We start from the raw sequence: 14,264 nt of genomic DNA on the forward strand, positions 1-14,264 counted from the left end.
ACACCGGATCTGTCTCGTGGGTCACAGCCGACGTATACCCACGGGGGTACCGTCGAAGACATGACCACCACACAGAAGTCCCTCGTGGTGCTGGGCGCGGGCACGGCCGGAACCATGGTCGCGAACAAGCTCCGTCACCGCCTCCCGAAGAGCGACTGGAAGATCACGGTCGTCGACAAGACCGACATCCACGACTACCAGCCCGGCTACCTGTTCATCCCCTTCGGGATGAACACTCCTGACCAGATCCGCAAGAGCAAGCACGCCTTCATCCATGACGGCATCGAGCTCGTCCTCGCCGATATCGACCGGGTCGATGCCGAGGCGAAGTCGGTCTCGCTGACGGGCGGGCGGACGCTCACCTACGACTACCTCGTCATCGCCTCGGGCACGAGCCCGCGCCCGGACCAGACCCCCGGCATGCTCGGCGACGAGTGGCACAGGTCGGTCGGCGAGTTCTACACGTACGAGGGGTCGGTCGCGCTCCGTGACGCGCTCGATGCCTTCACCGGCGGGCGTCTCGTCGTGCACATCACCGAGCTGCCCTTCAAGTGCCCGGTCGCCCCGCTCGAGTTCACCTTCCTCGCCGACGACTACCTCAAGGGCCGCGGGTTGCGCGACCGGACCGAGCTCGTCTTCGTCACACCCCTTGACGGCGCCTTCACCAAGCCCGTGGCGAGCAAGGAGCTCGGCCACCTGCTCAAGGAGCGCGGCGTCACCGTGGAGACCGACTTCATGGTCGAGAGCATCGACCAGGAGCGCAAGGTCCTCATCTCCTACGACGAGCGCGAGGTCCCCTACGACCAGCTCGTGACGATCCCGCTCAACATGGGCGCAGACTTCGTCGCCCGCTCGGGGCTCGGCGACGACCTCAACTACGTCCCCGTCGACAAGCACACGTCGCAGTCCACGCAGTACCCCGAGATCTTCGCCCTCGGCGACGCGAGCAACATCCCGACGTCCAAGGCAGGCTCGGTCGCTCACTTCTCGGTCGAGGTCTTTGTCGAGAACTTCCTCGAGCTCGTGGCCGGCAAGCCGATGACGCACTCGTTCGACGGGCACGCCAACTGCTTCGTCGAGTCGGGTCAGGGCAAGGCGCTGCTCCTCGACTTCAACTACGACACGGAGCCACTCACCGGCACCTTCCCGATCGCGAAGATCGGCCCGATGACGCTGCTGAAGGAGTCGCGCGCCAACCACGTCGGCAAGCTCGCCTTCCGGCACGTCTACTGGAACGTCCTCCTGCCCGGCCGACCGATCGGCCTCCCTGCCCAGATGTCGATGACCGGCAAGATCCCGGCCGACGCCACAGCCTGAAAGGACTGAACTCCCATGCCCAGCACGACCATTGCCGGCCGCCAGATCAACGTCAACGACGAGGGCTTCCTGCTCGACCCCGACGACTGGACCGAGGACCTCGGCGCCGAGTTCGCGCGCCTCATCGGCGTCGAGATGACCGAGGACCACTGGAAGCTCGTCCGCTACCTCCGTCAGGACTACAAGGCTCAGGGCGAGACCCCCACCCTGCGTCGGGTCAGCACCCAGACGGGGATGCCGGTCAAGCAGCTCTTCACCCTCTTCCCCGGCAAGCCGGCCAAGAAGATGGCCTACGTCGCCGGTGTGCCGAAGCCCAAGGGCTGCGTCTGAGCCGTCCCGCTCACCGACCAGCCTCTCCCACCACACCGACCAGACCTGAGGAGCACGACATGACCACCATCGACCACGACGTCCAGACCGAGACGCCGTTCGTCCCGTCCTTCGACACCCCGTCGGAGGAGGGCCGCAAGCTCGCCATCATCTGCAGCAAGGGCACCCTCGACATGGCCTACCCGGGGCTCATCCTCGGCAACGCCGCCCTCGGGGAGGGCATCGAGACCCATCTGTTCTTCACCTTCTGGGGCTTCGACATGATCAACAAGAAGACCCAGAGCAGCCTCAAGGCCACCCTGCTCGGCAACACCGCGATGCACATGCCCCAGGGCCTCGGAGGCATCCCGGGAATGACCCACCTCGCCACCTCGCAGCTCAAGAAGGCCATCGCCGAGCTCGACATCCCCGAGGTGCCCGACTTCCTCGACCAGATCGTCGCGTCAGGTGGTCACCTGTGGGCGTGCCGACTGTCTGCGGACATGAACCATCTGACGGAGGCGGACCTGCGTGACGATGTCGAAGGCATCATCTCGGCGTCCGACTTCATCGAGATGACCGCGGGCGCCCAGCTGCTCTTCATCTGAGGCAGCCGGGGTCTGGACGGCCCGGAGCGGTTCGGCCGCCCCGGGCCGCTTCGCGTCTTCACAGGATCTCCACACGTCGCACGCGCACCCTGTCGCAGCGCCCTCCTAGGCTCGATGACATGAGCCAGGGGAGCAGTGCAGCGCCACCGACCGAGGCCGTCCAGGCGACCCTGCTCGTCGTCGAGGACGACCCCACGATCAACCAGGCTGTCACCGATCGCCTTGTCGCAGAGGGTTTTCGAGTCGTTCAGGCGTTCGACGGGCCCGGCGCGGTGCAGGCTCACAGCGAGCACACACCCGACCTCGTCGTCCTCGACCTCATGCTCCCCGGCTTCGACGGCCTCGAGGTGTGCCGTCGCATCCAGGCCGAGCGACCGGTGCCGGTGCTCATGCTCACCGCCCGTGCCGACGAGACCGACCTGCTCGTCGGGCTCGGGGTCGGCGCGGACGACTACGTCACCAAGCCCTTCCGCATGCGCGAGGTCGTCGCCCGCATCCGGGCGCTCCTTCGCCGGGTCGACCGCGCCCGCGACCTCGTGGGCGGCCAGGTCGGCCAGCTCACGGTCGACGACGTCGTCGTCGACCGTGCCTCCCGCCGCGTCACCGTCGCGGGCTCCGAGGTGCACCTGACGCCCCTGGAGTTCGACCTGCTGCTCGCACTCGCCGCAGAGCCCGGGGCCGTGCGCGGTCGCGACGACCTCATGCAGGAGGTGTGGGGCTGGGCCGACGCGCGTGGCACCCGCACCCTCGACAGCCACGTCAAGGCGCTGCGGTCCAAGATCGGCGCCGACCGCGTGCGCACCGTCCACGGGGTCGGCTACGCCCTCGAGGTCTCGCAGCGACAGGATCCCCGGTGAACACCGACCGCCCGCTCGACGGCATCCGGTCGATCAAGGCCAAGCTCGGCCTGCTCGTCGCCGTGAGCATCGTCGTGGCTGCCCTCGTGGCGCAGATCGGCGACCGCGCGGGGGTCCCCACCTGGCTCACGCTGCCCGTGACGATCGTCGCCGCGCTCGGGGTCACCCAGTGGCTCGCCCGCGGCATGACCTCGCCCCTGCGCGAGATGACCGTGGCGGCCTCCCGGATGGCTACGGGCGACTACTCGCAACGGGTCTCCGCGACGTCGGCCGACGAGGTCGGAGCCCTGGGGGTCGCCTTCAACACGATGGCCGCCGACCTCGCCGATGCCGACCGCCAACGCCGCCAGCTCGTCGCCACGGTCTCGCACGAGCTGCGCACTCCGCTCACGGCCCAGCAGGCGCTCCTCGAGAACCTCGTCGACGGCGTCGTGCGACCCGACGACGCCGTGCTGCGCACCGCCCTCGCCCAGGCCGAGCGCCTCGGTGCCCTCGTCGCTGACCTGCTCGACCTCAGCCGGGTCGACGGTGGCCGGGTGCCGCTGACCCTCGCGAGCGTCGACGTGCGCGAGCTCGTCGAGCAGGCCGTCGCCGAGGCCGGCGTGTCGCGCCGCGGCACCGTCCACGAGGTCCAGGTGCCGCGCAACCTGCACGTCGTCGCCGACGTCGCGCGCCTGCACCAGGTGCTCGCCAACCTCCTCGACAACGCAGACCGGCACAGCCCCACCGGTGGCACCGTCACCGTGAGCGCCGGCCGCGAGGGCGCCGACCGCTGGTGGCTGCTCGTCCGCGACGAGGGGCCGGGCGTGCCGACGGAGTCCGCCGAACGCATCTTCGACCGCTTCGGGTCGGGCGACGACGCCGGAGGGGGCACGGGCATCGGCCTCGCGATCGCGAGCTGGGTGTGCGAGCTGCACGGCGGGTCCATCTCCGCTCTGGCCACCCCGCCGGGCGAGCGGGGCGCCCGCATCCGTGCCGTCCTTCCGGTCGAGCCGCGACCCGCGCCCGCGCCCGCTCCACCGACGAACCCGCCAGCGATGCCGTATGCCGGCTCGTTCCCCACCGCTGTCGTCGTCGCCCCGGCCGCTCCCACCCCGTCTCACCTCACGTCATCGACCACGTTGCCCGCTCCGTCCTCGACCACGTCACCCGCTACGTCCCCGACCACCCCCACGACGGCGCCACCTGCCGTCATGCCCCTCGCGACCCAGGAGTCCTCCGTGCCCCAGCCCGTCCCTGCTGCAGCCGGCGCGTCACCAGCTGCCCCAATAGGTGCTTCCGGCCCGACCCCGCCGACGGCGTCCGGCCGTGTCCCGGTCGGCGAGCGCGAGCCGCTCATCGACTCCGTGTTCGGTGACCTGTGGCCCGAAGCCGGGCTCGCACCACAGGTCCGGCTGCTCCTCGTGTGCCTGGGGGTCGGCGTGCTCTCGGCGGCCCTGCTGCCCTACCGCAACATGGGGCTCGCCCTGCTCGTCGTGCTGCTGACCGGTGGCACCGTGCTGTGGCGCACGTCCGAGCGCCGGGCGTCGCGGTGGTCCCTCGTCACGGCGGTCGTCTGCATCGGGCTCGCCTCGCTGTCCGTTCTCCGGGCCGCCGACTGGCTCATGGTGCTCGCCGTTCTGCTCGGGATCGTCCTCACCGTGACGGCCCTGACCGACGCGAAGGGGCTGTCGTCGATGGTCGCGGGGGCCGTGGCCTGGCCGCTGGCGGCGCTTCGGGGCCTGCCGCTGCTCGGCCGGACCATCGGTGCCACGAGCCGCGTCTCCGTCGTCTGGCCGATCGTGCGCACCGCCGCCATCTCGCTCGTCGCGCTCGTCGTCTTCGGTGGACTCTTCGCGTCGGGTGACGCCGTCTTCGGCTCGTGGGCGGGTGCCCTGGTGCCCGAGCTCGCCTGGGACAGCCTGATCTTCCGGTTCTTCGTCGGCTTCGTCATGGGCGGCGCCCTGCTCGCGGCGGCCTACGTCGCGCTCAACCCGCCGAAGGTGCACCGGGTCGCCGCCCCGGCTGCCCGCCCCGTCGCCCGGATGTGGGAGTGGGTCATCCCGGTCGGCCTCGTCGTCGCCCTCTTCGTCGCGTTCGTCGTGGCCCAGGCGGCGGCGCTCTTCGGCGGCCACGACTACGTCCGGCGCACGACCGGCCTGACGTATGCGGACTACGTCCACCAGGGTTTCGGCCAGCTCACCGTCGCCACGCTGCTGACCCTCGCGACCGTCGCGGTCACCGTGCGCAAGGCGCCACAGGAGACCCCCCGCGAGCGCCTCGTGCTCCGGGTCGTGGTCGGCGCGCTGTGCGTGCTGACGCTCGTCGTCGTCGCGTCCGCCCTCCACCGCATGGACCTCTACCAGCAGGCCTACGGCTTCACCGTGCTTCGTGTGCTCGTCGACGCGTTCGAGCTGTGGCTCGGCCTGCTCGTCGTCCTCGTCCTCGTCGCGGGCATCCGGCTCCAGGGCTGGTGGCTGCCGCGGGCGGCGCTCGTCTCGGCAGCGGCGTTCGTCCTGCTGGGCGGCGTGCTCAACCCGGAGGCCTGGGTGGCCCAGCACAACATCGACCGGTACGCCGCCACGGGCAAGCTCGACGTCGCCTACCTCTCGACGCTCGGCCCCGATGCGGCGCCGACGATCGTCGCCGGCCTGCCCCGTGACATCGCGATCTGCGCGGTCGCGACCGACCCGGCGTCGGGCGACGACGCCCTCGCGTGGAACCTCGGCCGGTCGCGGGCGTCGGCCCTCGAGGTGGGTCCGGCCCCCGCTGCCGAGGTCGAGCGGTGTGCGACCCTCCGCGCGGGGGGACTCCACCGCTGAGGCAGGATGGCGCGGTGCGTCGTGACATCGCCGATCTCTTCGAGCTCGACCCGGCCCTGACCCACCTCAACCACGGTGCCTTCGGGGCGGTGCCCCGGTCGGTGCGCGAGGCGCAGGACCAGGCCCGTGCCGCCGTCGAGCGAGCGCCGATGCGGGCGTTCCGTGACGAGCTGCCGGCCGGCCTCGGGGACGCGCGTGAGGCGGCTGCGGCCTTCGTCGGCGTGCCAACCGACGCAGCCGCCCTCGTGCGCAACGTCAGCGAGGGCGTTGCCGTCGTGCTCGCCTCTCTCGACATCGGCCCCGCAGACGAGGTCGTCGTCAGCTCGCACGGCTACCCGACGGCCGCGTCGGCCGTCCAGGCCCGAGGCGCCACGGTGAGCACCGCGACCTTCGGGCTGGGCGACGACCCCCGCGACGTCGTCGCAGCCCTCGCCGGCGCCGTGACCGACCGCACGCGCCTCGTCATCGTCGACCACATCACCTCACCGACCGCCCTCGTGCTCCCGGTGGCCGAGGTGGCAGCCGCCGTCGCACCGGTGCCCGTGCTCGTCGATGCCGCCCACGTGCCCGGTGCGTTGCCGGGGCTCGACGTGGAGGCCCTCGGCGTCGACTTCTGGGTCGGCAACCTCCACAAGTGGGCCTACACGCCGCGGTCGGCAGCGACGCTGTGGGTCGCCGCGCACCACCGTGACCGCATCCGGCCCCTCGTCACCTCGTGGAGCCACGGCCTGCCCTTCCCCGCGAGCTTCGACCTTCAGGGCACCGTCGACCATTCGGCCTGGCTCGCCGTGCCCGACGGCCTCGCGGCCTGGCACGCGCTCGGCGGGTGGCCGCAGGTCGAGCGCAATGCAGCACTCCTGCGCCGGGGAGCCGAGTACGTGCGCACGGCACTCGGCACGCCGAGCCCGCACGGCGGCATACCGACGGCGCCCTGCCTCGAGGTCGTCGCCCTCCCACCCGGGGTCGCCGAGACCCCGGAGGCCGCCGAGGAGCTGTGGCAGCGGCTGTATGCCGCGGGCTTCGTCGTGCCGCCGGTGTCCTTCGCGGGGCGCGGGCTGCTGCGCCTTGCCGCCGCGCCGTACAACGACGAGGACGACTACGAGCGCCTGGCCGCGGCGCTCCAGACGCTGCTGCGCGCCGGCTCGGGCGCTCGCTGACCCCGACCTGACGGGCCTCACCTGCGGTGTCGCCGGGGGAGGGGGCTCGATGCGGCTGCTGCGGCCGGCATGTGGAAAGATCGACCGACCGCTGGAACTGTCCCACGAGGAGGCCCCGCGCCATGACCGACGCCCACTCCACCCACTTCCACCGGGTGCTTCTCAAGCTTTCCGGCGAGGTCTTCGGCGGAGGCCGCATCGGCCTCGACCCGGCGGTCGTCGCCGGCATCGCCACCCAGATCGCCGACGCCGTGCGCGGGGGCGTCGAGGTGGCCGTCGTCATCGGCGGCGGCAACTTCTTCCGCGGAGCCGAGCTGCAGCAGCGCGGGATGGACCGCACGCGCGCCGACTACATGGGCATGCTCGGCACGGTGATGAACTGCCTCGCGCTCCAGGACTTCCTCGAGAAGGAGGGCATTGAGACGCGGGTGCAGTCGGCCATCGGCATGCAGCAGGTCGCCGAGCCCTACATCCCGCGGCGGGCGATCCGCCACCTCGAGAAGGGCCGGGTCGTCATCTTCGGCGCCGGCGCCGGCATGCCGTTCTTCTCGACCGACACCGTGAGCGCCCAGCGCGCCCTCGAGATCAAGTGCGACGCCGTGCTCATCGCCAAGAACGGCGTCGACGGCGTCTACGACTCCGACCCCCGCACGAACCCCGACGCGAAGAAGCTCGACACCGTCACCTTCAACGACGCGATCGTCGAGGGGCTCAAGGTCGTCGACGCAGCCGCCTTCAGCCTCTGCATGGAGAACAAGCTGCCGATGGTCGTCTTCGGGATGGAAGGCGCGGGAAACATCACGCGGGCGCTGCTCGGTGAGAGGATCGGCACGCTGGTCACCAACGCCTGACCACCGCCTGACGACCGTCTGGCCAACGCCCACCAGACCAGCACCCGGCAGCAGCTGCACGACGTGACAGCACCCACTGGCACCACCGAGGACGAGGAAGCGCACGCACCATGATCGAAGAGACGATGTTCGAGGCCGAGGAGAAGATGGACAAGGCCGTCGAGGTCCTCAAGGAGGACTTCGCGGGCATCCGCACCGGCCGCGCCAACCCGGGCCTGTTCAACAAGCTGACGGTCGAGTACTACGGCGCGCCGACGCCGCTGCAGCAGCTCGCGTCGTTCCAGAACCCCGAGCCGCGCACCATCCTCGTCATCCCCTTCGACAAGTCGGCGATGCACGAGATCGAGCGCTCCATCCGCAACTCCGACCTCGGTGTCAACCCGAGCAGCGACGGCAACCAGATCCGGTGCGTCATGCCTGAGCTGACCGAGGAGCGCCGCCGCGAGTACATCAAGCTCGCGCACCACAAGGCCGAGGAGGCGCGCGTCTCCGTGCGCAACATCCGTCGCAAGGCCAAGACCGACCTCGACAAGCTTGTCAAGGACGGCGAGGTCGGCGAGGACGACGGCTCGCGCGCCGAGAAGGAGCTCGACGGCCTGACGAAGAAGCACACCGACCTCGTCGACGGTCTCGTCAAGGCCAAGGAGGCCGAGCTGCTCGAGGTGTGACCCTCGGCTCTCGACCCACGATGACGACCGACCCACCACCGGACCCCGTGGAGCCAGCGCCCACGGCGGCCCACGAGGGTGAGGGACTGCTCGACCCCGTGCCCTACGACCCCGCCCTCGACGACATCGCCGGCCTGCCGCCCGAGCAGGTGCTCGTCAAGAAGCCCAGCCGGGCCGGCCGCGACCTGCCGATGGCGATCGGCGTCGGCGTCGGCCTCGGCGCGCTCATCATCGCGACCCTGCTCATCCGCAAGGAGTCCTTCGCGGTCGTCGTCGCGCTGGCGGTGATGGTCGCCATCTGGGAGCTGCGCGCAGCGCTCCGCCATGCCGACGTGCGGGCGCCGTTCGTGCCGGCTCTGGTCGGGTCGTCCGTGATGATGTGGGCGGCCTACGTGCACGGCCCGGCCGCCCTGACCGTCGCGTGGGCGCTGACCTGCGCCGCGATCGTGCTGTGGCGCACGACGGGTCGCTCCGCCGGCGCCGGACGTGACGTGCTCGGCGGCATCTTCATCGCGACCTACCCGACCTTCCTCGTCGGCTTCGCCATGCTCCTGCTGTCGGCGCAGGACGGCGTCGCGCGGATGTTCGTCTTCCTCGTCACCGCCGTCTGCAGCGACGTCGGGGGGTATGCCGCCGGCGTCCTCTTCGGCAAGCACCCGATGGCTCCGACGATCAGCCCCAAGAAGTCGTGGGAGGGCTTCGCCGGCTCGGTGCTGCTGTGCGTCGTCAGCGGTTCGCTGACCGTCCACTTCTTCCTCGGTCACGCCTGGGTCATCGGCGTGGCCCTGGGCGTCGGCGTGGCCATCGCCGCGACGGTCGGGGACCTCATGGAGTCGCTCATCAAGCGCGACCTCGGCATCAAGGACATGTCCCACATCCTCCCCGGCCACGGCGGCATCATGGACCGCCTCGACTCGCTCGTCGTCGTCGCCCCGATCGTCTGGGCCGTGCTGACGCTGCTCGCCGTGCAGCCGGCCTGACGCGATGGCCCCGGACCGCGACGGCACCGCCGTGCCACTCTTCGACCAGACCGGTCGCGTCGTGCTCGTCACGGGCGCGGGCGGTCCGAGCGGCATCGGCTTCGTCACCGCGGCACTGCTCGGGCGGCTCGGCGCGACGGTCGCGGTGGCAGCGACCACAGCCCGCGTCGACGACCGAGTGCGTGAGCTCGGCGCCCGGGGCGTGACCGCGTCGGCGCACGTCGGTGACCTCACCGACCCCGACGTGGTGTCACGGGTCGTCGAGGAGTGCGTCGCTCGGCACGGCCGTCTCGACGCGCTCGTCAACAACGCCGGCATGGTGAGCGCCACCGAGCCCGACACCCTCGGCGGCGACATCGACGACACGGACCCGGACCGCTGGCGCCGCTCGATCTCGCGCAACCTCGACACCGCTTACTTCGTCACCCGGGCGGCGATGCCGCACCTGCGGGCCTCGGGCCGGGGTCGCATCGTCTTCGTCAGCAGCGTCACCGGCGCCGCGATGGGCATGCGCCGCGAGGTGGGGTATGCCGCGTCGAAGGCCGCGCTCGTCGGCCTCGCCCGCGGGCTGGCGGTCGACGAGGGGCGCCACGGGGTGACGGCCAACGTCGTCGGGCCTGGCTGGATCGCCACCGGCTCCCAGACGGCTGACGAGGCGGTCGAGGGGCTCGCGACGCCGCTCGGTCGGTCCGGCACGCCGGAGGAGGTGGCAGCGGCGATCGCCTTCCTCGTGAGTCCGGAGGCGGCATACGTCACCGGCCAGGTGCTGCTCGTCGACGGGGGCAACACCGTGGCGGAGCAGCGCGCCCTCGACGCCTGAGACAATGGGGTCACCATGACCGAGTCTCCTGACCCCACCGCCCCCGCCTCCGGGTCCACGCCGCAGCCGACCGCTGACGTGCCTGACGTCCCCGCTGCACCGGCCGCGCCCGTCGCGCTTCCGGAGCCGACGACCGCGCGCCCCGTGCCGGGGCAGCTGACGTTCCAGGCGCCGCGCCGGGGCAAGCCCCCGCGGCACCTCGCCGACTTCACCCCGGCGGAGCGCAGGGAGGCCGTGGAGTCGCTGGGGCACAAGGGCTTTCGCGCCAAGCAGCTCTCGACGCACTACTTCGAGCGGCTGGAGGACGACCCGGAGCAGATGACCGACCTGCCCAAGGCCGTGCGGTCGGAGCTCGTCGCCGACCTGCTGCCGACGCTGCTGACCCCGATCGTGCAGCGGGTGGCCGACGACGGCCAGACCCTGAAGTACGCGTGGCGCCTGCACGACGGTGCGATCGTCGAGTCGGTCCTCATGCGCTATCCCAAGCGCGTGACCATCTGCATTTCCAGCCAGGCCGGGTGCGGCATGAACTGCCCCTTCTGCGCGACGGGTCAGGCAGGTCTGACGCGCAACCTCTCGGCGGGCGAGATCGTCGAGCAGGTGGTGTGGGCGGCCCGGGCCCTGCGCCGGGGTGAGCTCGCCGGCGGTGGCGACGAGGACCGCGAGACGCCGCTACGGGTCAGCAACGTCGTCTTCATGGGCATGGGCGAGGCGCTCGCCAACTACAAGGCCTCGATCGGCGCGATCCGCCGGCTCACCGACCCGACCCCCGACGGCCTCGGCATCTCGGCGCGCGGGGTGACGATGTCGACGGTGGGCCTCGTGCCCGGGATCGACAGGCTGACGGCCGAGGGCATCCCCGTGACGCTCGCCCTGTCGCTGCACGCCCCCGACGACGAGCTGCGCAACGAGCTCGTGCCGATCAACACCCGGTGGTCGGTCGACGAGGCGCTCGACGCGGCATACCGCTACTACGAGGCGACGGGCCGACGCGTCTCGATCGAGTACGCCCTCATCCGCGACATCAACGACCACGGCTGGCGCGCCGACCTGCTCGGCGAGAAGCTCGCGGCGCGGGGCAGTGGCTGGGTGCACGTCAACCCGATCCCGCTCAACCCGACACCCGGCTCGAAGTGGACCGCGTCGCGGCCCGGCGTCGAGCAGAACTTCGTCGAGCGGCTGCGGGCACACGGCATACCGACGACCATCCGCGACACCCGCGGCCAGGACATCGACGGGGCCTGCGGGCAGCTCGCCGCCGCGACCGCCTGAGGCGTCTCGACGGGGAGGGTGGCGCGTGCGTGAAGCGCGTCACCCGCCGTGCGACGGCGCCCGTCGCGAGCAGGCCCGGGCGTAGGGTGAAAGTGTCCTGACCTCCCGGGCCCCAGTGGTGTCGCCACCGGTGGACGGCGCGACGGACGGCCCCCCAGGAGGTAGCCGCGTGAACCAGCTCAGCCTCGGCGTCATGTCTCGCTCGCTCAAGGAGAACGAGGGGCGGCTCGCCCTGCACCCGCAGCACCTGAGCCGCATCCCAGAGGACCTGCGGGGGAGGATCTATCTCGAGCAGGGCTACGGCGAGCGCTTCGGCGTCACCGACGGCCAGCTCGGCGAGTGGGTCGCCGGCTTCCGCACCCGCGAGCAGCTCGTCGAGGAGTGCGACGTCATCCTCCAGCCGAAGCCGCTGCTCAGCGACATCGCCGCGCTACGCGTCGGCCAGGTGCTCTGGGGGTGGCCGCACTGTGTGCAGGACAGCGCCCTCACCCAGCTCGCCATCGACCGGCAGCTGACCCTCATCGCCTTCGAGGCGATGAACCACTGGAACGCCGACGGGTCCTTCGGCCTGCACGTCTTCCACAAGAACAACGAGCTGGCCGGCTACTGCTCCGTGCTCCACGCGATGCAGATCGCCGGGATCACCGGCGACTACGGGCCGCAGCGGCGGGCCGTCGTCATCGGCTTCGGCGCGACCGCCCGCGGCGCAGTGACGGCGCTCGGCGCGCTCGGCGTGAGCGACGTCGACGTCCTCACCCACCGCCAGACCGCGGCGGTCGCCTCGCCCATCCACTCGGCGCACATGGTCCACTTCGACACCGACGACACCCGGGCGAGGGTGAGCCACGCGGTCACCGAGGACGGGAGGGTGCCGCTTGGCGAGTTCCTCGCCGACCACGACATCATCGTCAACTGCGTGCTCCAGGACACCGACGCACCCCTGATGTTCATGACCGACGACGACCTGAAGCACGCGGCGCCCGGCACCCTCGTCATCGACGTGTCCTGCGACGAGGGCATGGGGTTCACCTGGGCCAAGCCCACGACCTTCTCCGAGCCCACCTTCGTCGTCGGCGACAACGTGCTCTACTACGCCGTCGACCACAGCCCCTCCTACCTGTGGAACGCCGCGACGTGGGAGATCAGCGAGGGGCTGCTGCCCTTCCTCCCGATCGTGATGGCCGGCCCCGAGGGCTGGGACTCGCACCCCACCATCCGTCGGGCCATCGAGATCCGTGAGGGCGTCATCCAGAACCCCGCCATCCTCAGCTTCCAGGGACGCTCGCCCAAGCACCCGCACTGGCCGCTCGCGACCTGACCCCGACCCCGACCCTGCCCCCCGACCCCCCCGATTCGAGGTGATGCTGGCAGGGACGTGGGTGCCGCGATCACCTCGAACCGGGGTGCGGCGTCTGCTGATTCGAGGTGATGCTGGCAGGGACGTGGGTGGCGCGATCACCTCGAACTGGGGTGTCAGGCGGGCTCGGCGCGGTAGGTGCGGCGGTAGGCGAGCGGCGAGAGTCCGACCGCGGCCCCGAGGTGCTGTCGGAGCGAGGCCGTCGTGCCGAAGCCGGCATCTGCGGCGACGCGGTCGACGGGCAGCTCGGTCGTCTCGAGGAGCTGTCGGGCTCGCTCCACCCGGGCTCGCACGAGCCAGTTTCCGGCGGTCTCACCGGTCTCCTCACGGAAGCGCCGCGTGAAGGTGCGCACGCTCATGCCGGCGTGACGAGCCATGTCGGACAAGGAGATCGGCTCGCCGAGGTGCTCGAGCACCCAGGTGCGGGTCGGGCCCGTGCCGGCCTCGCTCGCGTCAGGTACGGGCCGTTCGATGAACTGGGCCTGCCCGCCGGCTCGCCACGGGGCGACGACGGCCCCGCGGGCCACCCGGTTGGCGGCGTCCGACCCGAGGTCGCTGCGCAGGACGTGGAGCAGCAGGTCGATGCCGGCGGCGTTGCCGGCCGAGGTGAGCACGTCGCCGTGGTCGACGTAGAGCACGTCGGGGTCGAGATCCACGAGCGGGAAGTGCCGGCGGAAGAGGTCGGCGTAGACCCAGTGGGTCGTCGCCTCCCGACCGTCGAGCTTGCCCAGCCCGGCCAGCACGAAGGCGCCCGTGCAGATCGAGAGCCAGCGTGCCTCCGGTCGAGCCGTCGCCGCGAGGTCGACCAGCTCCTGCGGCAGCCGACCGTGGGTGACGATCTCGGTTTTGGTGATGCCGGGAACGACGATGGTGTCCGCCTGCGAGAGCGTCGAGTTCGGGTGGGTCGGGAGGGCGGCATACCCCGCCGATGTCGTGACGGGGCCGTCGTCGAGCGTGCTCATCGTGACCTCGTAGGGGGCGGGAGCGCCGGTGAGCCGGCCCGGCCAGCCCGGGTCGAGGGCGGTGGCGCTGAAGAAGCGGTGCGGCAGGCCGAGCTCGAAGGCCACGACGCCGTCGAGCGCGAGCACCGCGACCCTGTGTGGCCGGTGGGGGCGGTGCCGTGGCGCAGGAAGAGGGCGGTCGAAAGGCGAACTCATGGCCAGATCCTTGCACATCATGTCCAGCGGGCCACTCGTCGCCGGACACCGCGATGCAGCAGAGTTCTCCCGTGAGCCCCTCCGACCCACCCGCCATCACTGCCGCGACA

General features: G+C 71.2%; 13 protein-coding genes. 12 read left to right on the forward strand and 1 reads right to left on the reverse strand.

All coding sequences use genetic code 11. From position 1 onward, the window contains the following. The first annotated feature begins 60 nt into the window (after positions 1-60). The 12 genes from sqr (at position 61) to FHX52_RS01430 (ending at position 12,958) form a co-directional block, all read left to right on the forward strand. Positions 61-1,317, forward strand: a complete 1,257-nt coding sequence (sqr, locus tag FHX52_RS01375) for a type III sulfide quinone reductase, selenoprotein subtype (RefSeq protein WP_141819247.1) — start codon at positions 61-63, stop codon at positions 1,315-1,317. A 15-nt stretch (positions 1,318-1,332) separates the two neighbouring features. Continuing rightward, positions 1,333-1,647: a TusE/DsrC/DsvC family sulfur relay protein gene (locus tag FHX52_RS01380; RefSeq protein ID WP_141819249.1), complete on the forward strand. Its 315-nt coding sequence runs from the start codon at positions 1,333-1,335 to the stop codon at positions 1,645-1,647. 59 nt (positions 1,648-1,706) lie between these two features. Beyond that, positions 1,707-2,234, forward strand: a complete 528-nt coding sequence (locus FHX52_RS01385) for a DsrE/DsrF/DrsH-like family protein (RefSeq protein WP_141819251.1) — start codon at positions 1,707-1,709, stop codon at positions 2,232-2,234. A gap of 119 nt (positions 2,235-2,353) precedes the next feature. Next, entirely contained in the window at positions 2,354-3,091 is a 738-nt protein-coding gene (locus tag FHX52_RS01390; RefSeq protein ID WP_141819253.1) for a response regulator transcription factor, read from the forward strand. Beyond that, positions 3,088-5,892 carry a DUF4153 domain-containing protein gene (locus FHX52_RS01395; protein ID WP_141819255.1) on the forward strand — a complete coding sequence of 935 codons (2,805 nt, stop codon included), beginning with the start codon at positions 3,088-3,090 and terminating at the stop codon, positions 5,890-5,892. The genes FHX52_RS01390 and FHX52_RS01395 overlap by 4 nt, the downstream gene beginning before the upstream one ends. Before the next feature lie 14 nt (positions 5,893-5,906). Continuing rightward, entirely contained in the window at positions 5,907-7,049 is a 1,143-nt protein-coding gene (locus FHX52_RS01400) for an aminotransferase class V-fold PLP-dependent enzyme (protein ID WP_141819257.1), read from the forward strand. Positions 7,050-7,171: 122 nt separating this feature from the next. Beyond that, the gene (gene pyrH, locus FHX52_RS01405) at positions 7,172-7,900 is read left to right on the forward strand and encodes a UMP kinase (protein WP_141819259.1); all 729 of its coding nucleotides are present in this window, start codon (positions 7,172-7,174) and stop codon (positions 7,898-7,900) included. A gap of 110 nt (positions 7,901-8,010) precedes the next feature. Further along, positions 8,011-8,568: a ribosome recycling factor gene (gene frr / locus FHX52_RS01410; protein WP_141819261.1), complete on the forward strand. Its 558-nt coding sequence runs from the start codon at positions 8,011-8,013 to the stop codon at positions 8,566-8,568. Positions 8,569-8,615: 47 nt separating this feature from the next. Then, positions 8,616-9,548, forward strand: coding sequence for a phosphatidate cytidylyltransferase (locus FHX52_RS01415; protein ID WP_246069561.1), 933 nt, complete (start codon positions 8,616-8,618; stop codon positions 9,546-9,548). A 4-nt stretch (positions 9,549-9,552) separates the two neighbouring features. Further along, entirely contained in the window at positions 9,553-10,368 is an 816-nt protein-coding gene (locus tag FHX52_RS01420) for an SDR family NAD(P)-dependent oxidoreductase (RefSeq protein ID WP_141819265.1), read from the forward strand. A 15-nt stretch (positions 10,369-10,383) separates the two neighbouring features. Next, positions 10,384-11,640, forward strand: coding sequence for a dual-specificity RNA methyltransferase RlmN (gene rlmN, locus FHX52_RS01425; RefSeq protein WP_246069562.1), 1,257 nt, complete (start codon positions 10,384-10,386; stop codon positions 11,638-11,640). 169 nt (positions 11,641-11,809) lie between these two features. Further along, positions 11,810-12,958, forward strand: coding sequence for a N(5)-(carboxyethyl)ornithine synthase (locus FHX52_RS01430; RefSeq protein WP_141819267.1), 1,149 nt, complete (start codon positions 11,810-11,812; stop codon positions 12,956-12,958). Positions 12,959-13,113: 155 nt separating this feature from the next. Here FHX52_RS01430 and FHX52_RS01435 read toward each other — a convergent pair whose 3' ends face one another. Then, positions 13,114-14,154: a GlxA family transcriptional regulator gene (locus FHX52_RS01435; protein ID WP_221630426.1), complete on the reverse strand. Its 1,041-nt coding sequence runs from the start codon at positions 14,152-14,154 to the stop codon at positions 13,114-13,116. Between the last annotated feature and the right edge of the window lie 110 nt (positions 14,155-14,264).

Source organism: Humibacillus xanthopallidus, assembly GCF_006717145.1.
Taxonomy (GTDB): domain Bacteria; phylum Actinomycetota; class Actinomycetes; order Actinomycetales; family Dermatophilaceae; genus Humibacillus; species Humibacillus xanthopallidus.

Excerpts from the sequence above, each read along its gene's own strand:
- FHX52_RS01385 (WP_141819251.1), top strand. The coding sequence starts at position 1,707 with ATGACCACCATCGACCACGACGTCCAGACCGAGACGCCGTTCGTCCCG.
- FHX52_RS01380 (WP_141819249.1), top strand. The coding sequence starts at position 1,333 with ATGCCCAGCACGACCATTGCCGGCCGCCAGATCAACGTCAACGACGAG.
- frr (WP_141819261.1), top strand. The coding sequence starts at position 8,011 with ATGATCGAAGAGACGATGTTCGAGGCCGAGGAGAAGATGGACAAGGCC.
- FHX52_RS01435 (WP_221630426.1), bottom strand. The coding sequence starts at position 14,154 with ATGAGTTCGCCTTTCGACCGCCCTCTTCCTGCGCCACGGCACCGCCCC.
- pyrH (WP_141819259.1), top strand. The coding sequence starts at position 7,172 with ATGACCGACGCCCACTCCACCCACTTCCACCGGGTGCTTCTCAAGCTT.
- sqr (WP_141819247.1), top strand. The coding sequence starts at position 61 with ATGACCACCACACAGAAGTCCCTCGTGGTGCTGGGCGCGGGCACGGCC.
- FHX52_RS01420 (WP_141819265.1), top strand. The coding sequence starts at position 9,553 with ATGGCCCCGGACCGCGACGGCACCGCCGTGCCACTCTTCGACCAGACC.
- rlmN (WP_246069562.1), top strand. The coding sequence starts at position 10,384 with ATGACCGAGTCTCCTGACCCCACCGCCCCCGCCTCCGGGTCCACGCCG.
- FHX52_RS01390 (WP_141819253.1), top strand. The coding sequence starts at position 2,354 with ATGAGCCAGGGGAGCAGTGCAGCGCCACCGACCGAGGCCGTCCAGGCG.